At 67.2% G+C, this 22,650-nt stretch carries 18 protein-coding genes and 4 pseudogenes; 8 read left to right on the forward strand and 14 right to left on the reverse strand.

From position 1 onward, the window contains the following. Nucleotides 1–4 precede the first annotated feature (4 nt). The 5 genes from H7A72_RS06115 to H7A72_RS06135 form a co-directional block, all read right to left on the reverse strand. Nucleotides 5–1,135, reverse strand: a complete 1,131-nt coding sequence (locus H7A72_RS06115; RefSeq protein WP_185221976.1) for an RNA polymerase sigma factor RpoD/SigA — start codon at nt 1,133–1,135, stop codon at nt 5–7. Nucleotides 1,136–1,203: 68 nt separating this feature from the next. Next, nucleotides 1,204–3,150 carry an SIR2 family protein gene (locus H7A72_RS06120; protein ID WP_185221977.1) on the reverse strand — a complete coding sequence of 649 codons (1,947 nt, stop codon included), beginning with the start codon at nt 3,148–3,150 and terminating at the stop codon, nt 1,204–1,206. A 12-nt stretch (nt 3,151–3,162) separates the two neighbouring features. Next, nucleotides 3,163–4,017, reverse strand: a complete 855-nt coding sequence (locus H7A72_RS06125; protein WP_185221978.1) for a DnaB-like helicase C-terminal domain-containing protein — start codon at nt 4,015–4,017, stop codon at nt 3,163–3,165. A gap of 118 nt (nt 4,018–4,135) precedes the next feature. Next, nucleotides 4,136–4,783: a DUF6308 family protein gene (locus tag H7A72_RS06130; RefSeq protein ID WP_185221979.1), complete on the reverse strand. Its 648-nt coding sequence runs from the start codon at nt 4,781–4,783 to the stop codon at nt 4,136–4,138. A 76-nt stretch (nt 4,784–4,859) separates the two neighbouring features. Continuing rightward, nucleotides 4,860–6,515: a sigma factor-like helix-turn-helix DNA-binding protein gene (locus H7A72_RS06135; RefSeq protein ID WP_185221980.1), complete on the reverse strand. Its 1,656-nt coding sequence runs from the start codon at nt 6,513–6,515 to the stop codon at nt 4,860–4,862. A 225-nt stretch (nt 6,516–6,740) separates the two neighbouring features. Here H7A72_RS06135 and H7A72_RS06140 point away from each other — a divergent pair, with 225 nt between their 5' ends. Beyond that, a complete protein-coding gene (locus H7A72_RS06140) occupies nt 6,741–7,223 on the forward strand; it encodes a hypothetical protein (protein WP_185221981.1) in 483 nt (160 codons plus the stop codon). Nucleotides 7,224–7,429: 206 nt separating this feature from the next. On the opposite strand, the gene H7A72_RS06145 is transcribed toward H7A72_RS06140, so the two are convergent. From H7A72_RS06145 to H7A72_RS06155, 3 genes are all read right to left on the reverse strand, one after another. Further along, a complete protein-coding gene (locus H7A72_RS06145) occupies nt 7,430–9,526 on the reverse strand; it encodes a hypothetical protein (RefSeq protein ID WP_185221982.1) in 2,097 nt (698 codons plus the stop codon). A gap of 93 nt (nt 9,527–9,619) precedes the next feature. Further along, nucleotides 9,620–10,132 carry a hypothetical protein gene (locus H7A72_RS06150; RefSeq protein ID WP_185221983.1) on the reverse strand — a complete coding sequence of 171 codons (513 nt, stop codon included), beginning with the start codon at nt 10,130–10,132 and terminating at the stop codon, nt 9,620–9,622. Nucleotides 10,133–10,333: 201 nt separating this feature from the next. Further along, nucleotides 10,334–11,604, reverse strand: a protein-coding gene (locus H7A72_RS06155; protein ID WP_185221984.1) for an IS3 family transposase whose coding sequence is annotated in 2 segments (ribosomal slippage) — nt 10,334–11,259 and nt 11,259–11,604 — 1,272 coding nt in all. Because the reading frame shifts where the segments join, the coding sequence is not laid out codon by codon here. Nucleotides 11,605–11,746: 142 nt separating this feature from the next. On the opposite strand from H7A72_RS06155, the gene H7A72_RS06160 reads away from it, so the two are divergent. The 6 genes and pseudogenes from H7A72_RS06160 to H7A72_RS06180 all read left to right on the forward strand — a co-directional run bounded on the left by H7A72_RS06160 (nt 11,747) and on the right by H7A72_RS06180 (nt 17,364). After that, nucleotides 11,747–12,307 (forward strand): PD-(D/E)XK nuclease family protein, encoded by a 561-nt coding sequence (locus H7A72_RS06160; RefSeq protein ID WP_185221985.1) that lies wholly within the window; start codon nt 11,747–11,749, stop codon nt 12,305–12,307. Between the two features lie 55 nt (nt 12,308–12,362). Then, nucleotides 12,363–12,917, forward strand: coding sequence for a hypothetical protein (locus H7A72_RS06165; protein ID WP_185221986.1), 555 nt, complete (start codon nt 12,363–12,365; stop codon nt 12,915–12,917). A gap of 230 nt (nt 12,918–13,147) precedes the next feature. Further along, a pseudogene (locus H7A72_RS06170) lies at nt 13,148–13,808 on the forward strand (ADP-ribosylglycohydrolase family protein); the annotation flags it as partial. 41 nt (nt 13,809–13,849) lie between these two features. Then, nucleotides 13,850–14,158, forward strand: a complete 309-nt coding sequence (locus H7A72_RS17095; protein ID WP_370543571.1) for an ADP-ribosylglycohydrolase family protein — start codon at nt 13,850–13,852, stop codon at nt 14,156–14,158. 12 nt (nt 14,159–14,170) lie between these two features. Next, complete coding sequence (locus H7A72_RS06175; RefSeq protein ID WP_185221987.1) at nt 14,171–14,872, forward strand: hypothetical protein; 702 nt, start codon at nt 14,171–14,173, stop codon at nt 14,870–14,872. Nucleotides 14,873–14,955: 83 nt separating this feature from the next. Beyond that, complete coding sequence (locus H7A72_RS06180; RefSeq protein WP_223277804.1) at nt 14,956–17,364, forward strand: DUF4268 domain-containing protein; 2,409 nt, start codon at nt 14,956–14,958, stop codon at nt 17,362–17,364. Here H7A72_RS06180 and H7A72_RS06185 read toward each other — a convergent pair. From H7A72_RS06185 to H7A72_RS06200, 4 genes and pseudogenes are all read right to left on the reverse strand, one after another. Continuing rightward, nucleotides 17,320–17,490: pseudogene (locus tag H7A72_RS06185) on the reverse strand (integrase core domain-containing protein); the annotation flags it as partial. The gene H7A72_RS06180 and the pseudogene H7A72_RS06185 sit on opposite strands and share 45 nt — an antisense overlap. Before the next feature lie 41 nt (nt 17,491–17,531). Then, a protein-coding gene (locus H7A72_RS06190; protein ID WP_223277805.1) for an IS3 family transposase occupies nt 17,532–18,721 on the reverse strand; the annotation gives its coding sequence in 2 pieces (ribosomal slippage) (nt 17,532–18,440 and nt 18,443–18,721; 1,188 coding nt in all). 99 nt (nt 18,722–18,820) lie between these two features. After that, nucleotides 18,821–19,927, reverse strand: coding sequence for an IS110 family transposase (locus tag H7A72_RS06195; protein WP_084451329.1), 1,107 nt, complete (start codon nt 19,925–19,927; stop codon nt 18,821–18,823). A 233-nt stretch (nt 19,928–20,160) separates the two neighbouring features. Continuing rightward, nucleotides 20,161–20,997 (reverse strand): annotated as a pseudogene (locus tag H7A72_RS06200) (IS481 family transposase); the annotation flags it as partial. 131 nt (nt 20,998–21,128) lie between these two features. Between H7A72_RS06200 and H7A72_RS17100 the strand changes: the two are divergent. Next, nucleotides 21,129–21,293: pseudogene (locus tag H7A72_RS17100) on the forward strand (DUF4268 domain-containing protein); the annotation flags it as partial. Here H7A72_RS17100 and H7A72_RS06210 read toward each other — a convergent pair. Together H7A72_RS06210 and H7A72_RS06215 are read right to left on the reverse strand one after the other, a co-directional pair. Next, nucleotides 21,290–21,835, reverse strand: coding sequence for a GIY-YIG nuclease family protein (locus tag H7A72_RS06210; RefSeq protein WP_185221991.1), 546 nt, complete (start codon nt 21,833–21,835; stop codon nt 21,290–21,292). The pseudogene H7A72_RS17100 and the gene H7A72_RS06210 overlap by 4 nt on opposite strands. A 36-nt stretch (nt 21,836–21,871) precedes the next feature. Next, nucleotides 21,872–22,579 carry an NUDIX hydrolase gene (locus tag H7A72_RS06215; RefSeq protein WP_185221992.1) on the reverse strand — a complete coding sequence of 236 codons (708 nt, stop codon included), beginning with the start codon at nt 22,577–22,579 and terminating at the stop codon, nt 21,872–21,874. Nucleotides 22,580–22,650: the final 71 nt, after the last annotated feature.

The following is a 22,650-nucleotide window of genomic DNA, read 5'->3' on the forward strand; positions in this document are numbered from 1 at the left end:
TTGGTCAACGTGTCTCGACGCGCTCCCGAAGGGCGTCGAGCGCCTTCTTCTCGATCTGGCGGATCCGCTCGCGGGTGACGCCGAAGCGCTTGCCGATCTCGTCGAGGGTCATCGGCGGCTGGCCGGTGAGCCCGTGCCGCAGCTGCAGCACGGTGACCGCGCGAGTGCCGAGGCCAGGCAGCTCGACCAGGCTCTCGAGCAGGTCGTGGACGTCGGCCTCGTCGTCGAGCCGGTCGATGCACTGCTCGATCGGGTCGAGGCCCGGGTCGTCGTCGACGACGTCGAGCTCTGTGCCGACCTGGTTGAGGCTCAGGCACGGCCGCAGGTGGGCGCGAGCCCTCGCGACGTCGTCGCGGGTGACGTCGACACCGAGCCGACCGGGGTCGGCGAGGGACTCCTGCCAGGTGAGTCCCTCCCTTCGCCTCGTGGTGTCGACGCGACGCGCGGACTCGAGGGCGTGGACCGGGATGCGGACCACGCGGACCTCATCGTCGATGGCACGGCTGATGCTCTGCTTGATCCACCACGTGGCGTAGGTGGAGAACTTGTGGCCGAGCGTGTGGTCAAACTTGTCGACCGCGCGCATGAGGCCGATGAGGCCGGCCTGCTGGACGTCGTCGAACTGCATGCCGTGACCCACGCGCGGCAGCGCCTTGCGCGCGATGCTCGTGACGAGCCGGACGTTGGCGAGGATCATCCGCTCGCGGGCTTCGTCGGCGGTGCGCACGACGTGCTCGAGACCACGGCGCTCGGTGCGGCGCAGCTCGACACCGGAGTCGAGGCGCTGCTGCGCGAAGGCGCCGGCCTCGATGCTGCGGGCGAGGACGACCTCCTGCTCCGCGGTCAGCAGGGGAGTGCGGTGGGCGCGCCGGCCGAAGGCGGACTGGCCAACCGCTCCGGAGCTCGTCCACTCGTCGTCGCGGTGGTCGAGGACCCACGGGGTGGTGTCCTCGGTGGTCTGTGCCTCGCGGTCCGCGACGAGCTCCGCGAGGTGTGCCTCGAGCGCGGAGAACTCCGCGTCGATGTCCGTCACCCGGTGGCTGAGGTGCCAGGCCGCCCGCGGCCGCAGCCTCGAAGCCACTCCAGCCCCCACCCCGGCCGGCTGCTCCGCCGGCCTCATCACCATGTCGGTCATGAGCACAGTCAAGCGGTGACCACCGACAACGCTTCTGAGCCGTTGACCGATGGGGCGACCAGTCGGTCTCACCGGTCTGAGGAGGGTGTCCCCACCTTCGCAGAGGTCAGCCCCAGGCTGGCCAGACTGTCTCGAAGCACCGACCAGATCGCATCATCGGGCAGGTCGGCAGCGAGATCACGGACCCGGTCGGCGAGCTCGCGCTGACTTTCGTCGAGCAGCCCGCTGAAGCGTCGGTCGAGCAGCCATGACGAGTCCCGAGAAGCGTGCATGCCGACCCGGTCGAGCAAGATCTCCAGGGCGCGCGAGCCGCTGCCGACTCCAAGGACGGAGAGGTCGACCCAGGTCAGCTGGTCCTCCCATAGGCGTTGTTGCGCAGGGCTGCTTGGGCCGACGTCGAGGACGGTGCCGTAGGCGTCGAGGGGCTGTTGCCCGTGGGTCCTGCGGTACTCGTCGACCTCGTGGGTGAGGCGCACGACATTGGGGTCGGTCATGGACGCGCCGACGACGACGAGGTGCTTGGTGAGCAGCAGCGACTGCAGCAGCGCGGCACTCGGCCGGTTGCCCGCGTCGTACATGACCATGTGACGGCGGGTGAGGACGATGCCAGAGGTGTGCCGCACGTCGCCGTGCATCTTGAGCACCCACCGCTGCTGCCCTCGTGCCGACTGGTGTGGCAGGACGACGTCGGCTCGGTGACCGGCCGCCGCCATCGCCTGCTCGAAGAGCTCGTCGTAGTTAGTCGTCACGACGTTGGCGACGTCGAGTCCGGCGAGCAGCGTGTGGACGAGCGAGGGGCGCGTCGCTCTGCGGGTGATCTCGGCGACGCGCTCCTGGAAGCCGTCTGGCTGCAGTCGCTCGATGAGCTGCGCCTTGTCGGTGATGTCCATGTCCTCGAGCAGGTCCTGGTCCGCGGGCTCGAGCGTGCGCGCGAGCTCGTCCACGAGATCTCGCCACGTCGGTAGCCCTGCCGGGATGCTCACGCCGGCGCCCAGGAAGAGGGCCATGTCACCGCTCTTGACGGCGTCGACGAGCTGCCTGGCCGGGTCGTCGTCGGCCAGCGCCGGCAGGTGCGTGCGTCGCGCGTGCTGGGCCGCGGCATGGACCGCCGGGTCCGGGGTGACGAGCGCGATGTCGAAGGGGAGGACCTGCAGCTTTGCGAGCAGGGCAGGGACGAGCACGTCGAGGACAGTGCCCCGCTCGGCCTGCCGGCCGCCCCGGCCGATGCCGAGGACCGGCAGTGCGACGAGGGGGAGTGGGCGGCCGCCGAGTGGCACCGCGGAGCCGTAGACCCCGGTGGTCGGGTCGGTCCGCCACGGCTGCTGCTCGGCGATGTCGTGGAGTGCGGCGCGCAGGCTGTGGAGGACGGTCGTGAAATCGCGGGCCGTGACGTCGACGAGCCAGGCGGGGGAGTCGCCCCATCGGGCCCATCCGTCGGTGAGGGTCCGAGGGGCAGCCACGCCGGAGGGAGCGAGCCGATCCCAGGTGTCCTCGACGCGGACGGCCGCATCAGTGGGGATGATCGCGACATCGTGCGTGAGGCTCTCGATGCGACCGTGCACGACGAAGAGGGCGCTGGGGTGACGGTCGAGCTGGGTGCGGGCCCGCTGGTACTTCTTCCGGAGGCGCTCGGCCAGCCGCGGATCAGTCTGCGCGAAAGCGGCGTTGGCGGACATGTTGGTCTCGTTGTCGGCGATCTTGACCACGCGGCCGAGCGGGTCGGCGGCAGCCCTGGTGATGAGGTCGTCGTAGGACTCGCTCTCGCGGCGGGTGACGGCGTCGACGGCCCGGACGACCTCGGGTGGGATGCCGTGCTCGAGGAGGTCGGTCAAGGTCGTCGGTGTGTCCTCGACGACGTCGTGCAGCCACCCGGCCATCACCGCGTGCTCACCGTGCTCTCGCAGGTGCTCGGCGATGGGCGCCAGGTGGTGCTCGACGTAGTCGCGCCCCTGCTTGTCGCGCTGGTCTGCGTGGGCTGCGCGCGCGAGCTGTTGGACGGCTTCGATGCTGGTCACTCGCGGATCATCTCACCGACATGTGCCGTGAGTCGGGCTCGTGGCCGTGGTGCTCGCCGCCCATGATGGGGGCAAGTTGCTGAACGAGGACGTGTGCGCCGTGTGAGCGACACGGATGGTCCCGGTGGGTCCATAACGGTGCTTGACGACGTGGACCACCGCCTCGGGCGGGGCGGCCTGCTCGATCATGATGACCGTGTCGACGATGTCTGCGATGGAGTCGTGGTCACGCAGGTCATCGAGCGTGGGCGGCCCGTCGGCACCACTCTGCGAGGGGAGGACGCCGCCGACGAGGACGAGTGCGTAGTGATCCTCACGGGCCCATGCGCACATCTGGGTGACGGCCCTGCGGAGGTCGGTCCCGATGCTGGTGAGTCCGTCGACGATCACGAGGCGCACGTCCTCTTCGAAGGTCATGGCTCCGACGGTGTCGATGAGCGTGCCGGCTGAGGGTCTGCCCGCCTGGATGGACAGTGGAGCCGACTCGAGATGGCTGCGGCGCTCCTGCAGGCGACGAGCCTCGGTGTCGTCGAGGTGTCGACTGCGCAGGCGCTGCAGCGGGATGTGGGTCTCGGCGGAGATGAGCCGCATGACCACCTCGGACTCCGGGGCGTCAGGTGTGAGGAGCAGAGTCGAAATGCGTTGGTGGAGTGCGGCTGCTCTGGCCAGTCCCAAGGCGAACGTCGATGACCCGTCGCCCGGGCGAGAGGCGACGACGGTGGTCTGCCCGGTGCGGAGACCGCCCGCGAGGAGGTCGTCGATCCCGGTCAGCAGCGTCGGGATGGTTCGATCGCGATCAGCGACGGCGCCGGGCTCGTCGAGCAGTCGGGCGATGACGTGACCGATGGCTGCGTCTCCGAATTCCATGGGTGCAGAGCATGGCGACGACCTCTGACAGCGAGCCATCTTGGGACGCCGGGTTCACGCGAGCCTGAAGCCGAGGCTGGCGACCATTCACGCAGTTCCGTCACGCAGCATCAGGAGCTCATCGCCCTTGCCGCTTGCGTCCAGCCAGGCGATGACGTCGAAAACCCGAAGGGGGCTGACCCACTGCTGGAGGCCGGCCCTGTTTGCGCAGCGACACCAAGTGCCTGTGCAGTGCGTGGTCGTCGGCCGTGAGAGCCCCATGCAGCCGCGTCCAGTACTCGCGCGTGGTGCTGCCGTACACGGCCCCGCCCACCACACTGTCGTATATGGGGATGAGCCGGGGTCGCTTCCGAGCGATGAGCTTGCTGGTGCGAGTCGGTCCGAGCCCTCCGATCTTGCGGAGCACTCCCGAGAGCGCGCTCGTCTGCTCGAGACGGCGGATCTCATCGTGCGTGAGGCTCGCAAGGTCACGGTCGTCGTTGAGATGCCGCAGTCCCGTGGTGAGCTTCGACCTCAAGTCTGAGTCCCGCAAGATGCGCACCACGGCCCGAGGCGGGATGTCGGCCGACAACAGTGATGCGGAGAGCAGGTCGTCGGCGGTGAACTCGTCCGGGGAGGACGCGCGGGTGCCGCTCGGATCGAAGGTGTCCCAGTGACCCCCTTCGAACCCGGTGCAGTCCCCAACGATGAGTCCGGCGTAATAGCGCTGCAGCAGGTAGACCGCGTCGTCGGTTTCAGCGGCGTCCAGTCGGCGGGTCAACGTCACGGGAGCCATGCCAACCATGTCGGCAGTATGGCGGACATGGCTTTGGCGGAGTGTGTCGAGCTCTTAGGTGCGGAGCTCAGCTCGCTGACTCCGGGAGCTGGGCGACCAGCTCCGCCACGGAGGTGTCGCCCCGAGCGGTGAGCAGAGTCGGGGCGTCGGCCCCGGCAGCTCCGATGTTCTCAGCCACTGAGGCCCGCGACGTGAGACTGCCGGTGTCCAGGCCCGTCAGCTCGGCGAGGACCTCGGCCAGGCTGCCCGACGGCTCCTCGTCGACCACATGGGCGCGGATGGTGCGGTCGGTGCGGTCGAAGACGAGCCGAAGGAGCTGTCCGTCCTCGGCGCCGACCGCCGCGGCCAGCTCGCGCAGCGACCCGATCGCGGGGCCGGTGTTGCTCGTCTCCGTCCAGGAGACGGTGATCGCTTTGCCCGCGTGAGTGAGCTGGATCGTGGACGGGGGCGCGCTCCCGAGGAAGACAGCGATCTCCGTCGGGATGGAGCGCCCGCTGCCCCGCAGGATGTCGCGATCGGTGCGCACGTGCCAGACCAGCTGGTCGGTGTTGCGCCGGTAGAGGCCAGCGACCTTGGACGGGTTGGTGACCGGCACGAAGGGGTCGTCCTTGGGGCGCAGCTGGATCATGCCGTTCTGCGTGCGGAAGATCGGGGCCACGCTGTACATCGACACCGAGGCAGGCGAGACGGTGAAGGCCGTCGCGAGTTCCTCTGCGAGCTCGGTCAGCACCATGGGTCCGTCCGCGAGACGCTCGACCATGGCGGGCACGATGCCGCCGTACTCCGGGAGGCCCCAGACCCTGAGGGCCACGTGGTGCCGGCTCGATCTCATGGCGCGCGGTTCGTTGAAGATCCGGTCGCGGAAGCCGCGACGGTTGAAGTCCTCGGCGATCGCGTCCGCGATCTCGTCGGGAGTCATGGGCCGGTTCCTCACCGCGAGGACAGCCACGCCCTTGCTCGCGATGTTGCGCGGCCAGAGGACCAGAGATCTGTCGAGACGTCGGGTGCCGTCGATGCGATCCACCGCGAAGGGGAGGTGAGGTGCCGCGACCCCTGCCGCGGTCAGCTGTTCGTGCAGAGCCTGCTCGTCGACGAGCGGGCCGTCCTCGACCAGCGGCAGGTCGGAAGCCTTCGGCAGGCGGAAATCGCTTCGGCGCACGACACCAGCCTCACCGTCGTGGACGAAGCCGCCAGCGTGCAGCAGGAGGCGGAAGGTGTCGGCGCTCACCGTCTCGTCAGCATCGAGCGGCACCTCGGAGTCGGGCGCGAAGGCGCCCAGACCGCGCTCGAGCTGGAACAGTGCCCACCGCACAGGACGGTAGGCGTCGTCCTCCAAGGTCTCGCGCAGGCGCTGGAGCAGGCGGGACTCGAGCTGCCGCACGCGCTCGCGAGTGAGGCCGTGCATCTGACCGAGCTGGTCCAGGGTCGCGCGCCCGGCGCCCAGACGCAGGAGGCGGTGCGTGAGGATGTCGCTCTCGCGCTCGTCGAGGGTGGTGCGCCACTGCGTCAACAGGTCGATCGGCGCGGTCATCGCGACCTCGGGAAGTGCGGTGCGACGCAGCGATTCGAGCGCGTCGACGACCTCGGGTGGTGCAGGTGCGTCGAGGATCGCCTCGACCCCACGCCACGTCGTCGCTCCCTGAGAGAACTGTGCCCACTCGACCACGGTCGCAAGCCGTCTTGCGTCGCCGGCGACGGACCCGGCGGAAGTCATTGACGTCATTCGCTCAATATAGACGGGACCTCCGACAACGCAGGGCCCAACACGCATCGAGGCGACAAACTGAGCTCCTCAGAGTTCTTCCGGTGTGGCGATCATTTCCAGCGCCGCCGTAGGCCCCGCACAGGGGTTTTTTCGGTTAGGGGAAATGGCTCAAAATGGCTAGAATTGTACTCGTGAGCAGCAAGGGGGATTGCGGCTCACATCCACTTCTCTGAAAGGCTCATCATGGCTTCCATCTGGCTTGTTCTGTCCGATTCCGACGTCGCCCAGGGGGAGGGATTCCATCTGACCGAGAGCTCGGCCCTGGCCCGGGCGGAGGAGCGTCGTCTCGAGGACCGATCCATCTACGAGCACTCCACGCAGTGGCTCGAGATCTCCTTCGAGGAGTTGCGGACCCTCCGTGGGTGGCCCGCGTCCTACGAGGTCATCGAGGTCGAGGGTTCTCCCACGGAGGCCGACCCGGTTGATGAGGCGTGGGTCGTCGTCGAGGGCGGGGAGGTCGACGCTGACTTCGGCTTCGCCGTCACGGAGGACGACGCACTCGGCATGCTGCTCGATCGCAACATCGCGGTCCACGAGTACTGGGAGACGTCCACCGCCCGCGCCGAGGGCGTGTCCTTCCTCGAGTACAGCAAGGATTACTCGAGCGACTGCAGGGTGAGGCACATTGGCCGCCACGGGGTGAAGGGTCTCCCCAGTCGGGCCTGAAGCCCCCCACGTATCTATGGCGTGGGGAATGGGGCTGGTGCGATCTTTCTGTGAATGTCGCACCAGACCGGATTCCATGATTTGGATGGCGGGATATTGCGCACGATTGTTTCTACGCGTTGACGCATTCAACCGACTGGGTGGACGAGATATCGAACGTCTGTGCCTCAATTTTCGTGAAGATGTTCGGACTCACACGTCGTCCCTTACGGGGTCAGGTCGTCGTGGACCGTCACCCTCGACAGTTCGATCTGACCGCTGGGGCCACGCCAGTAGCTCAGCCGCCGAGCAGACGGGCTGGACTGCTGGAGCGGGGCGCGTCGGCACACCCACGTGACGCCGTCGCGCTCGCGCGTCACTGCCGCGGCGCCGCCGGCCTTGGACGAACGGAGCGGATGGTCGTCGGCGACCTCGCGCCCTGCCAGCACCTGCACCACGACCCGGAGCACGCGGTCGTGGGAGACGCCCTGCAGCTCGGCGACCGACCTGCAGAAGTCGGGACCGATCCCGTAGTTCTCCGGCAGGGGCCAGTCGGCCTTGTCGCTCGGCAAGGTGTGCTCGACCCAGGCGCGTTGGATGGCCCAACGCATGTTGTCCTCCGGGTCTGTGAACCCGTGGACCACCGCAGATGGCGCCGCTTTGCTCTTGTTCGACTTCTGCACGGCCCGTCGTTTGGCCGCGCGTTCGTGTTCGATCTGCCGGGTGAGCTTGTCGATCTCCCGCGCGCCGTCGCGGACCTCCCGGTGGAGGGTGTCGACCTCGAGGTCCCGAGAGCGGAGCTCCGCCTCGAGCTCTGCGACACGGCGGGCCAGTGTGCTGGTTGTCGCCGACTCGGCCCGCAGCTCGGCGAGCCGCTGCTCTGCCTTGTCGAGCTCTGCACGCAGCCGCTGGGGTTCGACACCGTCGTCTGCTGCATCGGCTCGGGTGGGCACCACCGGCTCGTCGACGGCCGGGCTGAGCCAGGCGGGCCCGGAGGGCAGCAAGGTGATGACGGCAGGCGTCTCGTCGTCGTCCACGTCGATGAGGGACAGACTCCACTCCGCCGCGGAGTCGGCTCCCGTGAAACGGGCCGTCACCACCTCACCGGGACTCATCAGTTCGGTGAGGTCGTCGAGGTCGTTGCCGGTGACGAGGTCCGCCGGAATGTTCGCCTGAACGCCGGGAAAAGGCACGACGGTCACCGAGTCACGACGGACGGCGCCGACTCGGGCCAGCACCACGGCGCCTGGTGCCAGGCTGGCGGCCACGTCGTCGGCCGACTGCAGCATGGCGGAGATGTCGACGCGCCTGGATTCTGGGTCGAGCAGGCCGGTGACGCGCATGTCCCGCACGAGGAGCGCCTCGGCTCCCGTCTCCGGCGCCGTGAGTTCAGCCCAGACCGTTGCCATTCCACCGTCGTCGAGGTGGACGAGCGCTCGCGACGGCGGAACGACGCCGACCACGTGACCCGAGACGTGTCTCTTGGATGCATTGGACTGCGTTGTGAGGTGGCCCGATCGCGCGAGAGCACCGATGAGGTCGCTGACGATTTCCTCGCCGGCTCGACTCCCTTCGGCCGAGTCGTAGGCAAATCGAAGGGGGGATCGCCACGGGTCGCTCAGCCACTCCTGTCCGACGTCGTAGACCCTGCCAGCGCCGCCGTACACCCCGGCCATCCGGTTGAGGTGCGAGGTGAGCTGGAAGGTCCGGGGGCCGGTCCTGATCAGGTGGACTTCTGCCTCAGGTCCGACCGCCTCGACGATGGCGCGGGCGTCGATCCACGGCTCGGCGCGATTCGAGGGGGTCGTGATGACGGCGACGGGTCGGTCGCGCGCGGGGTCGAGCAGGTGGTGGGCGAGGAGGTCGACGTGGTCGGCGGTCTCCACGACGTGCAGGCCAGTGCTGCTCGCGGGGCGCTCCGGAGTGGCTGAGCGAGCGACGCGTTGAGCGCGCTGAGCATGTCCCGGAGCGGCGGCCCGGGTGGCGGACACCACCGACTCGGCCCCCATGTCCGCGGTGATGAGCTCCCGGGACAGGCGCCCTTGGCCCTTGGGCGGGTACACGCCAGCCGCGTCGCCGTAGGTCGATTCGCTGCCGAGCTCCCGGTTGAGGGTCCATGTCCACCGGTCCTCTACGGCCCAGACGTCCGCGTGGATGCGCAGCGAATAGGCGATCTCCTCGGCGTCGAAGCCCGACCGGCCGTCCTTGCCCGTGGTGATGACCACCAAGGGATGGCGGCGCTGGGGGTCGTTGATCAGCTGCCCCAGCTGTCGTGCTTCGTCCGCCGATCCGACGACGTGTGGTGTGCCCGGAATTCCCCGCATGCTGACCGTCCTCCCCGACGACTGCTCTTTGGGCCAATGTAGGAGAGGGCGCCGACAACGACGCGGGAAGCGACGGGGCGCTTCCAGCAAGGGTCACTGGGGTGCGGTGACCTCTTCGCCGCCGAAGGCCTTGGCGTACGCCTCGTTGGCCGACGGCTTGAGCGTGCCGCTGACTCGGAGCAGGGAAGTCCCCTTGACGTAGTCCCACTCGGACCCCAAGACCGGGCTCTCACGCAGCAGCCCTTGGATGTACTCGCCTCGTGCTTTGGCGGCACTCTCGTCGGCGAAGGTCTCGATCACGGCTCCGCAGTCGGAGCTCGGCGCGTCACAGGTGCCCGCTTTGTCGTAGAGCACTGCAGCGGACTCGTAGCCGTGGGGGCGACCCAAGAGGTTGTTGGGGTCGTTGTCCTCGGTGATCGTCACGACCTTGGTCACGGTGGGCACCGCATCCTGCAGCTCCTTGGCTGACGTCGTGGCGTCCACCGCGCGCGCCGTCGTCTCCGACGAGGTGGAGGGAGCAGGGTCAGTGGTGTCGTCATCGGCTCCGGACGAACACCCGGAGAGCGCCAGAGCCGTGCCGATCACCGTGGTCAGGATGCGTTTCATGACCGATTCTTACCAGCATGCCCGCCACAGTGAGGGCATCGGCCGGGGAGGACCCGTGCCGATGCGGGGAGTCGCAGGGTGCGATGCCTGGTTGAGCCGACGGCTCGGCGAGGACTTGCCACCTACTCCTCGGGTGCCTATGCGCAGTTGCAGTAGGAGCCCTGATGGGCCCTACCCCCGGTTCTTGGACACAGGGTGTGATTACGCGGCGGTCGGCAGCGTAGCGGCCCGGCGGGCCTCGTAGGTGGACGGGGACAGGTAGCCGCACCAAGTGTGACGGCGGCGGGTGTTGTAGCGGACGAGCCACCTGAAGACCTGCCGGCGGCAGGTCAGGTCGTCACTCCAGCAGGCGGCGTCTTGGAGGACCTCGCGCTTCATCGTGGCGTTGAACGACTCGGCGAGCGCGTTGTCGGCCGACGACCCGACGGCTCCCATGGATTGGGCGATGCCGAGCTTCTTGCAGAGCTTGGCGTAGGCCTTCGAGCAGTAGACCGACCCGTGGTCGCTGTGGAAGATCGCGCCCTTGAGGCTGCCGCGGGTCGCGGCAGCGGCGTTGAGAGCGTCCTCGACCAGCTCGGTGCGCATGTGGTCGGCGATCGCCCACCCGGCCAGCCGACGGCTGTAGCAGTCGATCACGGTCGCTAGGTACAGGTTCGTCCCGTCGGCCAACGGCAGGTAGGTGATGTCCCCGACGTAGCGTCGGTTCGGCGCAGGAGCGGTGAAGTCCCGGTTCAGCAGGTCTGGGTACTTCTGCCCCGAGGGTTCGGGGATCGTGGTCCGCACGCGACGCTTCTTCACATAGCCGCGGATGCCCTCCAGCCGCATCACCCTGGCCACGCGCTTGTGATTCACCCGTGCACCGGCAGGCGCGTTGTCGTTGAGTTCGGCGGTGATCCGAGGCGCACCCTGGGTGTTGTCCTCGGCATGGACGGCCCTGATCCGCTCCGCGAGCTCGGCATCAGCCCGGGCACGCCCCTCGCGTGTCGGGGCAGCCTTGAGCCAGGCGTAGTAGGACGAGCGCTCGACCTCGACGAGCTCGCACAGTCGCTTCACCCCGCCGCGATCGGCGAAGGTGGCGGAGTTGTCAGCGACGAACTGGAAGCGACTCACCAGCGCGTCTCCCCGGCGAAATACTTGGCCGCCCGCTGAAGAATCTCCCGCTCGGTGGTCAGCTTCGTCGTCTCGACCTCGAGCTCGTCGACCCGAGCCTCGAGCCGGGCGATCTTCTGCTCCGACGTCTCATCAGCCGGCGTCGAGGAACTCTTCGACGGCTTGGACTGCAGCGGGCTGGAGGTCAACGTCCCGTCAGCAGCGGTCTTCTTCCCGGTCCCGTACGCCTCGAGCCAGTGCCGCAGCGTGCCCCGCACGATGCCGAGATCCTCGGCGATGCCGCGGACCGTGGCGCCCGGGGTGGACTCGTACAAGTCGACTGCCTGACGACGGAACTCCTCGGAGTAGTTCTTCCTGGCCATGATTCTCGAATCATCTCGCTTCCCCAGCACCAGGTGCTGGATTCTGCGTGTCCAAGAACCGGGGTCAGGCCCCGATCTCCAACCTCTACCGTACTCGCCGTCTCAGTAGGGTCGCTGTAATTGCACGCATCAGGAGGTGAACATGGCCCACGACTTGGTCAACGCGATGGTGCCCGTGCTCGGGCGCTCGCTGGACCCGGAGTTCAACGTCTTCGACGTCATGCACCACGGTCTGCACGAGAAGCAGGTCTCCAACGTCTTCGGGTGGCTTCTGAACCGGGAAGGCACCCACGGGCTGGGAGACCGGTTCGTCCGCATCTTCGTCGACGCGGTCAACGCGGACCCTCAGACGGTTGAGGCTCTTCCTGCGGACGATGTCTACCGAGTGCAGCAGGAGGTCGACACCTCGGGACCGCAGGGGCGCGCTGACATCGCCGATCTCGTGCTCGAGGGCGAAGAGTCCGTGCTGGTCATCGAGAACTACTTCACGACGGACGGGCACGGCCACGACTACCAGCGCTATCTCGCGCACGGTGCGCGTGAGGGCAAACGCGCCCGGGTCGTCCTCCTGTGCGGCAAGGTCCAGAGCCACCTGCTGACCAACGAGTGGGATCAGGCCGCTGTCGTGACCTACGGCAACGTCATCGATCGCCTGTACAGCGAACTGAGCGAGGACCGCGCCTACCGCAAGGTGCACCCCTGAGGCCTTCGCATTCATCGAGCAGATCCATCGCAAGTTCACCGAAGGAGCGGGGCCCGTGGATGACAGCAATGTTCTGGACTTCGTCGTCGCCATGTGCGAGACGGGAGAGGCCCGCCGCTACCAGACCACCCCTGTCGAGGCCGCGACCAAGCAGTTCGTCACCGATCTGGCAGCCCAAGCGCGCGAGCGTTTCGGCGAAGGGAGGGCCTTGCTCATGGAGGTCAAGCGGCGCCTGCGTGACTTCAGCTCAGCCGTCCTAGTGGGTCAGTTGAACGACGCCTTAGGGCAGGGCGCGACTGCAAATGCCGCCGCGAACCTCCAAGGCATAGCCCAGTGGACGATCTACTTCCACGAAACAGGCGAAAAGCCGGGCTTGCTGGCGCCCCTGCGGATCAAGTTCGGGCCATCGGCCTGGTCGGCGGTTTCCTCCGGCGACGATTGGTCAGGCGCAGAGGACTCCTCAGAGGTCAACTACCGCCACCTCTTCGTCGGCAACGCCGAGACCGGCGTCTTCCGGCAGTCCTCGGTGACCCTCGAAGAGGTGCTCGTTGGCCTGGACTCGCAGGACACTCGCCTGCGCGACGAGCTGGTGGCGCTGGTTGGCGCCTGACAGCACTGAGAGCGCTGTCGGTGGTCCCTGACAGCATCCGCGTCATGAGACACGTCTTTGCGCGAAGGGCCGCTTGTCGGACTGGACGGTCTTCGGTGGTGCGAGTTCTCGCCCACTTTGGCGTGGATCTTCGCCAAGACCTACGCCGAGACTGCACCGCACTCGTACGTTCTCCACGGGAGCCGTGACGATCTGGCGCTGCGCGTCGGGGACGTGTCCTGATGGTGCTCATGAGTGCGCAGACTGACCGCGCGTGCGGTGCCGTCCTCGGCTCTGCGGTGGGGGACGCCCTCGGCGCGGGGTACGAGTTCGGATGTGCCGCAGTCGGTCCCGACGGTCCGGCGATGGTCGGCGGCGGTCTGGGCAACTTCGCTCCGGGGGAGTGGACCGATGACACGGCCATGACCTGGCCGATCCTCGAGGTGGCGGCGCAGGGCAAGGACCTGGTGTCGCGGGCACGAATCCGACCATGCGGATCTCGGCGACCAGACCCGCTCCGTCCTCTCCTCGCTCCGTGAGGCGACATCCCCCGAGGAGTCGGGCCGGCGCCCTCTCAGCGGGACGCCGGACAGCATCAGCGCCCGCATGACGGCGGCCGCTGCGAACCTGCACGCGCGTACCGGTCACACGGGCGGCAACGGCTCCCTCATGCGCACCTCGCCGGTCGCGCTGGCCCATCTCGGCGACCCGCAGCGCCTCACGGCGGCTGCCGACGCGATCCCGGCGCTCACTCACACTGACGAGCGTGCCGGGCAGGCGTGCGTCCTGTGGTCGCAGGCGATCCGGCAGGCGGTGCTCGACGTGCGGGTCGGCCTGCCGTACCTGTCCGACGATGCGCGGGGCTTCTGGGCGGCCTGCATCGACGAGGCCGAGGCCCAGGACCCGCCGCCCTTCACGCGCAACGGATACGTCGTCACAGCCCTGCAGGCTGCGTGGTCGGCGATCCACCACACGCCCGTGCCGGACCACCTGCCCGGCCTGCACCTGCAGCACGCACTCGACAGCGCCATCCCGGCAATGACACCGACACTGTCGCGGCGATCGCCGGCGGCCTGCTCGGCGCCCGGTGGGGCGCCTCTGCTGTGCCGGCTGAGTGGCGCAAGATCGTGCACGGGTATCCGGGCCGCACGGCTACGGACCTCGTCGAGGCTGCCACGATGGCTGTGCGAGGTCACCGGTTCGGATTTTCCGGGCTGAACTTCGCCTCCGAAGTCAGCGCCAAACCTGCGAATCACCGTTGAAAGGATCCACCAATGGTCACGTCCACTGATTGTGAGTCGCTCAAGGACCTCATTGAGCGCTTCAACCGCAAGGAGCGCTACATCGTCTTCCAGCAGGTGGCCACCGCTGGCGAGGTCGCCCTCGACCCAGGGTTTCTCGCGAAAGTCCGCGCCTTGGGATGGCCTGTGCCCGATCACGGCGTCCTCGTCCTGACGGACTACCACCTCAACTGGCTGTATGCGGCGCTCGAGCTGCACCGTGGCACCTGGGCCTCGGCCCACGGCCCTCACAAGGCGTTGAGCGACGTCCGCGAGGCGGTCGACCCGGCGGGCACGACCCGATACGCGCTCGAGCCCAACCAGGAGGACATCGACCTGCTCCTGGTGTGGGAGGACGGTGACGGCACCCACCTCGGGCTCGTGGAGGTGAAGGCGTACAGCGGGTGGACGAAGAAGCAGATCCTGTCCAAGGCGACTCGTCTCGAGGCGATCTTGGGGGCCAGCGGGACCGCCCACGACGCCGTCGTGGCCCATTTCGCCCTGATGAGCTTCACCGAGCCCACGAAGATCACCGAGGATGAATGGCCACGATGGATGCAGGACGCCAAGGGCAACCTGGCGCACATCGCGCTTGACCCGCCGTCGAGTGACCGGCTCTCTGTCGGACGCGTGGACGAGCAGGGCATGAGCAGCAGTGCGGGGGGTTACTACGGCATCCGGACGCTGAAGGCCTGATGTCGGTGGGTGGCCCACCACTTCCGTGATCTTGCGACACGTCCACCGGCACACAGTGGGTGCGAGGACGGCAGACTGCCGCCGTGGACACCTTCAAGCGAACTCCGCTCGAGATGCTCGGGCTGCCGCAGCACTTCGTGATCCCGCTCTTCCAGCGGCCGTATGTCTGGAAGCAGGACGAGCAGTGGGAGCCTCTGTGGCAGGACATCCAGAGGGTCACGGACCTGCGCCTGCGGCAACCGCACCTGCAAGCCCAGCACTTCCTCGGCGCCGTCGTCATCCAGGGGCAGACGCAGCAGGGCAACAAGGTGCCGGCGTGGAATGTCGTCGACGGCCAGCAGCGCATCACGACCCTGCAACTCCTCATGGATGCCACGCACTCCCTGCTCTCGGCGGCCCGCCTGAAGCGCCTGGCCAACCAGCTCGAGTCGTTGACGCACAACGCCGAGGACTTTCTCCCGGAGGGGCAGAGCCGACTCAAGCTGCGCCACCTCAACGGTGACCGGTCCGCCTTCGACGAAGTCATGGAGGCTGAGAGCCCGGTCGACCACGATGCCCTCGACCACGGCGACAGCCTCATCGTGATGGCGCACCACTACTTCGTCACGGTGGTCGAGCAGTGGCTCGGCGAGCCGGGGACCGACGACTTCATCGCGAGAGCGGAGGAGCTGACGGACGTCCTCAAGAGCGGCCTCACGCTGGTGTCGATCGAGCTGACGGCCTCGGAAAACTCCCAGGAGATCTTCGAGACCCTCAACGCCCGCGGCACCCCGCTGACCGCTGCGGACTTGGTGCGCAACTTCGTCTTCCAACGCATCGAGGCCGAAGGGGGCGACGCCCAGCGGGTCTACACGCACGACTGGCCCTTCGAGACGAAGTTCTGGGCGAAGGAGGTGAGTGTCGGGCGCTACTTCGTGAGCCGCAGCTCGCTCTTCCTCAACCAGTGGCTGGTGTCCCAGACCGGTGAGGAAGTCAGCCCTCAGGCGACCTTCACCCGCTTCAAGTCCTACGTCGAGCACCAGCCGGACTTGTCGATGACCGACCTTCTGCCACTGATCAAGAAGCAGGCCGACCAGTACCAGGCATGGACCCTGGCCGCTGACGCACCGAGCGGTGACCTCTCCGTGGTCGAGATGGCGATGTATCGCATGAAGGCAAGCAAGCTAGAGCTGCTCAAGCCCCTGCTGCTGTGGCTGCACTCTCCGGGGCGCGACGCGCCGGCCTCGCAGATCGAGCGCATCGTGACCGCCGCCGAGAGCTGGGTCGTGCGTCGACAGTTCCTCCGGATGACGACCTCCGACCTCGGTCGCATCGTCGCGGACATCATCTCCGCCAACGACAACGCTCCGGTCGATGATCTCGCCGAGCGGGTGATCGCTCACCTGTCACGCCTCAACGTGTCCAGCACCTACTGGCCGGGTGACGACGAGGTCCGGCAGGCCCTGTCGCGGGAAGCGGCGTACAGCCGGTTTCCCCGGGCCCGTCTGCGGATGTATCTCGAAGCGGTCGAGAACGCCTATCGCGCGGAGACACGTCAGCCACAGGTCGCTCGGACGGGCCTGCCCATCGAGCACGTGCTCCCGCAGAAGTGGCAGGACAACTGGCCGGTTGTGGGTCCGGAGGAAGCGCTCGAAAGGCAGGAGAGGGTCAACCGTCTCGGCAACCTCACCCTGCTCACCACCTCGCTCAACTCCAAGGTCTCCAACGGCCCATGGGCGAGCAAGCGCGAAGCCATGCTCAAGCACAACACGATGACCATGACCGGCCGTCTGGTCGGTACGGGTGACGACTCGGAGTGGGACGAGGCGGCCATTGACGCGCGCACGGCGCAGATGATCGATGTGCTGCTGGACGTGTGGCCCGTGCCCGAAGGGCATCACGGAATGGTCGTGGACCCGCAGACCAAGGCGGGGGACTGGGTGCAGCTCAAGCACCTCGTCGAAGGGGGGATGCTCCAGACCGGAGACCTCCTCACGGCGACCCATCGGGACTTCGTGGGCCGGGTGGCCGTGATCGGTGAGGACCTGAGGATCCATCTGGATGGCAAGTCGTTTGACACGCCGTCAGGCGCCGCCAAACACCTGCGCAAGCGCGCGACGAATGGCTGGTCCTTCTGGGCCGTTGCGGATGGCCGCCGGCTACGTGATGTGCGGCAGGAGTTCCTCGGGGGGCCTGCCGCGGGACACAGTCCCAAGTCGGCGCTCTACCGGGAGTTCTGGGAGTCGGCCCTTGCCGAGGTCCGCGCGCAACACCCGACGTGGACGAGAGGCACGTCGTCTGCCGGATCATGGATCGACATGAGTGTGGGGATTCCCGGTGTCGTCGTGGCGACGGTATGGACCGCATCAGGGCTCGAGGTGCAGCTCTACTTCAACGCGGACGATGCCGAGGTGAATGCGGAGCGCTACCGCCACCTCTTGTCGCGCCGGGACCGCTTCGAGGAGCATCTAGATGTACTGACCCGCCAGGTTGGGTACGCGGTGTGCGGGTGAGGCGCCTTTGAGTGCGGTGTGGCCGCGGTCGTGATTGTAGGTGTGGAGGAAGTCGGTGAAGGCCGCGACGCGTTCGCTTTCGCTGGCGTAGGGGCGGGCGTAGGCCCATTCCTCTTGCAGGGTGCGGGTCTGCCCCCGATCTGGTTGACACTCGGGGTTTGCAGTAATCACGCCGCTTCTGCGGTCGCGTAGATCATCTCAAACTCGACAGGGGTGAGCTTCCCGAGGGCGCGTTGGCGCCGGCGTCGGTTGTACTTGGTCTCGATCCAGGTGACGATCGCGAGGCGGAGGTCTTCGCGGGTGTCCCAGCGCTGGGTGTCGAGGACGTTCTTCTGCAGCAGGGAGAAGAAGCTCTCCATGCTGGCGTTGTCGCCGGCGCCGTAGGAGCGGCCCATCGAGCCGATCAGGTCGTTGTTCGCGAGCAGCCGCTGGGTCTTCTTGGCCCTGAATTGACCGCCCCTGTCCGAGTGACAGATCGTCCCAGTCGGCGATCGGAGCGCGACGGCGTTGCGCATCGCGGCCCGGGCGAGCGATGACTTCATCCGTGAGTCGATGGAGTAGCCCACGATCCTGTTCGACCAGACGTCTTTGATCGCGCAGATGTAGAGCTTCCCCTCCCGCGTGGGGTGCTCCGAGATGTCCCACAGCCACACCTTGTTCGGCCCATCGGCCACGAACTCGTGACGGACCACGCCGTGCTCGTCGACCACTGCGAGGAGGTCGTCGTGCGGTGCAGGCCCGGTGGAGCCCGCCTTGCTGCGCTTCTTGTGGTGTGACGCGGTGATGCCCGCGATGCGGCAGAGCCGGTGCACGCGGTTCTCGCCGACTCTGATGCCGTGCTCGAGGTCGAGCTCGTCGGTGAGGAACCTGTAGCCGAGGGTGGCGTCGTCCTCATGAAGGTCGTAGAGAACGTCGATGAGGTGCGCGTCGTCCCAGTCCCGCTGACAGACCGGGTCTTTGAGCCACTTGTAGTACCCCTGGGTCGACAAGCCCAGGACCCTGCACGCCACCGCGACCGGCACCCTGATCAGGGCACCGGCCGCGGCCATCTCACGGACGAGCGGGAAGACTATTTTCCCGGCAGGTTGGCCTGCGACAGGTAGGCAGCTGCCCTGCGCAGGACCTCGTTCTCCTGCTCGAGGAGCCGGATCCTCTTGTTCGCCTCACGCAGCTGCTTGCGCTCGTCGTCGGTCAGGCCGGTGCGCTTGCCGTCCTCGATGTCGGCCTGCTTCACCCAGTTCGCCAGCGAGCCTTCGGAGATGCCGAAGTCCTTCGCGATCTGCGACAAGGGCGCCTGACCCTTGCGGGCCACGGCCACGACGTCGTCACGGAACTCTTTGGGGTAGGGCTTTGCCACGGGGACATCCTTCCGCCTAAGGCCGAAACCTCAGAGATCAGGTGTCAACCGAACTCGGGGCAGACCCTGCGGTTGAACCGCTCGATGCTCCTATGTTCGTCAAGCGGCAGCGTGGACGATCTCGAGCCGGGGTTCGATGAGCGTGGAGCGTGGCAGGTTGTTGAAGACCTCGCGGGCGATGTAGCGCTTGAGGCAGCGGATGATCTCGCGCTTGCTCAGGCCTTCGGCGGTGCGTCGTTCGACGTAGTCACGAGTGGGCTGATGGTGTCGCATTCGGACGATCGTGACGATGTAGAGGGCGCTGTTGGCTGCTCGGTCGCCGCTGCGGCTGAGGCGGTGCCGTCCGGTGGTCCGCCCACTGCTGGCGGGTTGAGGTGCGACGCCGCAGAGCTTGGCGAAGGCGGCTTCATTGCGGATTCGGTCGGTGTTGTCGCCGGCGGTGACCAGGAACTGGCCGGCGATCTCGACCCCGACGCCATGCAGGTCCAGCAGCTGCGGTGCGGTGGCTCGGACCATCACGTCGATCTGCCGGTTGAGCGCCTTGATCTCTTCATCCAGGATCTTCCAGCGCCGCGCGAGGTCCCGCAGGGAGGTCTTCACCGCTGCCATGAGGAGGCGATCGGGGTCGTTGTTGAGCGAGAGGAGGTCGTCGGACTCGGGGCGCAAGCCAGCGCACTTGTTGACCAGCGTGCGCTTGGTCAGGTTGACCAGGTCGTCGCGCAGTGGCGATGGTGCGCCGATCATGACCCCCCAGAGCGTGTTGAAGGCCTGTGTGCGGGCCTTGACGGCGCTGGCTCTTGTCACCCGCAGGGTCCGGATCACCTCCACCGTCCCGGACTTGGCCTTCGGAATCGCGGTCGAGGTCTGAGCGAGAACTGCTCGCGCGATCTGCTCGGCATCGAGGCGGTCGGACTTGCCGTCCATGCGCCGCGCCTGCCGGTTCGGACGGTTCACCTCGACCACCCGCTGTCCGGCCCGGGTCAGCGCTCGAGTGAGGGTGGCGCCGAAGGAGCCGGTGCTCTCCACGCCGATCGCCTGGATCTGGCCGTGTTCGCGCATCCAACCCAGCAGGCTTCGATAGCCCGCATCATTGGCGGGGAACTCCTGATGTCCGAGTAGCCGGCCATGGTCGTCGACCACTGCCGCGTAGTGAGTGTGCTTGTGGGTATCGACGCCACCGATGACAGTGACCGCTGAGATTGTCATGCTGGGATTCGCTCCTCCGTTAGGGCTGATCTGACGGATGGGGCGAACCGGCCGGACGGGCGACAGGTCTGTGACGGGGCTTCTAGTCCAAGCTCCTATCAGGTCAGATCCGTCTGGCCGGCGCGCTCCACGGCGCTGCACCGGAACCGGCCGACAAATCGAACGCAGGACACCGTGGTCACACCTTGGCCGGGGTCAGACCGGCCGGTGCAGCACCACGCAACAGACTCACAAACTTTGCCGTTGGTTTGCGGCCGGTAGGGGCGGGTCCACTTGTGTTTGATCCCGTGCTCGGCCAGCAGGTCCCGGAACATCTGCGACCGGTAGCAGGCCCCGTTGTCGGTCATCACCCGTTGGGTGGTGATGCCGATGGAGGTGAAGTGCTGAAGGGCGCGGGCCATGAACGCTGTCGCGGTCTCCTTCTTCTCGTCGGTCAGGATCTCGGAGTAGGTGTAGCGCGAGTGGTCATCGACCGCGTGGTGCAAGAACGCGTAGCCCAGGTTCGGGCGACCGTGGACCTTGCGTGGCCGGCCTTGTTCCCGGTGGGCGCTGGAGTTGCGCCCGCCCTGCGCTCGGCCGTGGACACGATGTCCTCCGCCATCGGGGATGCGTCCTAGCTTCTTGATGTCGACGTGGATCAGATCCCCGGCCGCCTCGCGTTCGTAGCGCACGATCTGCCGTCGCTTCGCACGGACCGGGATCCCGGTCGCGGGGTCGGTCCAGGACAGGCGCAAGCACCCGTAGCGGGTCAAGATCCGCTGGACCGTAGAGACGTTCAAGCCCAGGTGGTACGCGATCCGTGCTGGCCCCCAGCGACGGGACACGCGCATCCCGACCACGCGCCGCTCCTGACGGCGCGTGGTGCGGTGAGGGCACGAGCGTGGACGACTGGACCGATCGCCCATCGCTGCCGGGCCGTGCGCGCGGTACCGATCGGCCCACCGCTTGGCCGTGGTGACCGAAACCTGGAAACGGTCCGCTGCGCGACGAAGCGGCCACCCATCATCGACAACGCACCGGGCCAGCCCCAGCCGACCGCGTGGAGTGAGCAAAGCATTAGCGTGGGTCATGAAGGCCTCCGTGATGAGCCGTGTGTGTTCCTGAACAGCTCCACACCTCACTCGGAGGTCTTCCTCATGTCACGCCGACTCGCCCATCCCGTACCTAACGTCCCGGGTCAGTACATCTAGACCTTGAGCTCCAGTGGGATCCCATGGAGGGGCGCAAGGCCGCACGTGTCACCTTGGTCTCTCCCTTCGCCTCAATCGAGGATCGCGAACAGTGGGACGACGCAATCGACTGGTTGATCGATGCTCAGGCTCAACTGCGAGACGCGTACTCCTCGGTCAACAGCATCGCCGACTAGCGGAACATCGGACCCGTCCGGTTGTCCGCCTGCCGCTGGGCCACCGCGAGGTACTTGTCCTTCTCGTGGTCCCAGACCTGCTCCCACTCCTCCGCGTCCGTGAACTTCTCGGTGTGCTTGTTGCCCGTGCGGTGGGACCCGAGGGCCATGATGAGCAGAGCCTCGACATCATGAATGGTGCGCTCGGTGCTGCCGAGAAGGTCCTTCGGCCGGGTGTCCTTGACGCGATGCACTCCGTCCGGGGTTCTCCCGGTCAGCATGGCGTTGAAGCCGAACCACGAGAACCGATCCCACTTGTCCCCATGCGTGTCCTTGGTGTGCTGGCGCAACCGCTCGCCGAGGGTCTGCGACTCGACCTGACCCACGTAGTAGGCGCCGTAGGCGTCGTGGAGGATGTAGATACCAGTTTGAGTCCACATGTCGGCGAGCCGAAGAGCACTGACGTTGGCGTTCCGACGCCCGTACAGGTGGCCGTTGGACCGCCATTCCACCTCGTCGCGGAGCCAGTGAAGCCCGTATGCCTTGATGAACGATCGACTCATGGTCCCAAGTTAGCGGCGCAAGAGCGGTGCAGTGGTTCAAGCCTCCGATGCTGGGGTCCGTCGATACAGCGTCGCCGGCCGCCCCCGGTGAGCGGTGGACTTCACCACCTCACCACCCCGCATCACGGGTGCGAGCTGCGGCTTCATCCGCCGCGCGAAGTTGTCCTTGTGCAGCTCCTCGCCGATGACCGCCTCGTGCACCTTGCGCAGCTGGTGCAGCGTGAAGGGCTCTGGAAGGAAGCCGTCGGGGTCCGGCGGCGGGCTGTCGTTGCGGAAGCGGAACTCGTAGCGCTCACGCAGTGATTTGACTGCGGCAGAGACGATCTCGTCGTGGTCCCACAGCATCGGGCCGCCGTCGGCGAGTGCTCCGTCCGACGTCACGGCGACGAGGTCCCCCTTCGCTCCCGGCAGCTCGAGCTCGGGCATGGAGACGGAGTAGGCGACCGAGATCGCCCAGGTGCGGTCGTCGCGGTCAGGTGCGTCGAAGAGCCGCAACAGTCGCGGGGGAGTGACCTCGCTGGGGATCACGCCGACCTTGTGCTCGAAGACCTCCTGCACGGTGTCGACCACGGTGTGTCGCTCGCGGAGGAAGCGCCCCGGCAGCACTCGACCGTCAGGGGCGGTCCGCTCCTGCACGAGCACCCGCAACGCCGCGTCGTCGGTGCCCGCGTCGGTGACCGTGAGCACCGCCAGGTCCACGGTGACGCCGGGGCGGGGGTAGCTGTCGAGGTTGCGGCGAGCCATGACTTGCACTTTAGCGCGGACGAGGTGTTATAGGTAGCGCGTTCAAGGGGTTAAATCGAACGGAGGGGAAG

Origin of the sequence: Janibacter sp. YB324 (genome assembly GCF_014217915.1) — a bacterium.
In the GTDB taxonomy this organism is placed as follows: Bacteria; Actinomycetota; Actinomycetes; order Actinomycetales; family Dermatophilaceae; genus Janibacter; species Janibacter indicus.

Coding starts and splice junctions, on each gene's coding strand:
- H7A72_RS06175 (WP_185221987.1), top strand. CDS start 14,171: ATGGTCACGTCCACTGATTGTGAGTCGCTCAAGGACCTCATTGAGCGC.
- H7A72_RS06150 (WP_185221983.1), bottom strand. CDS start 10,132: ATGAAACGCATCCTGACCACGGTGATCGGCACGGCTCTGGCGCTCTCC.
- H7A72_RS06115 (WP_185221976.1), bottom strand. CDS start 1,135: ATGACCGACATGGTGATGAGGCCGGCGGAGCAGCCGGCCGGGGTGGGG.
- H7A72_RS06210 (WP_185221991.1), bottom strand. CDS start 21,835: ATGAGTCGATCGTTCATCAAGGCATACGGGCTTCACTGGCTCCGCGAC.
- H7A72_RS06145 (WP_185221982.1), bottom strand. CDS start 9,526: ATGCGGGGAATTCCGGGCACACCACACGTCGTCGGATCGGCGGACGAA.
- H7A72_RS06125 (WP_185221978.1), bottom strand. CDS start 4,017: ATGGAATTCGGAGACGCAGCCATCGGTCACGTCATCGCCCGACTGCTC.
- H7A72_RS06160 (WP_185221985.1), top strand. CDS start 11,747: ATGGCCCACGACTTGGTCAACGCGATGGTGCCCGTGCTCGGGCGCTCG.
- H7A72_RS06195 (WP_084451329.1), bottom strand. CDS start 19,927: ATGACAATCTCAGCGGTCACTGTCATCGGTGGCGTCGATACCCACAAG.
- H7A72_RS06135 (WP_185221980.1), bottom strand. CDS start 6,515: ATGACGTCAATGACTTCCGCCGGGTCCGTCGCCGGCGACGCAAGACGG.
- H7A72_RS06140 (WP_185221981.1), top strand. CDS start 6,741: ATGGCTTCCATCTGGCTTGTTCTGTCCGATTCCGACGTCGCCCAGGGG.
- H7A72_RS06215 (WP_185221992.1), bottom strand. CDS start 22,579: ATGGCTCGCCGCAACCTCGACAGCTACCCCCGCCCCGGCGTCACCGTG.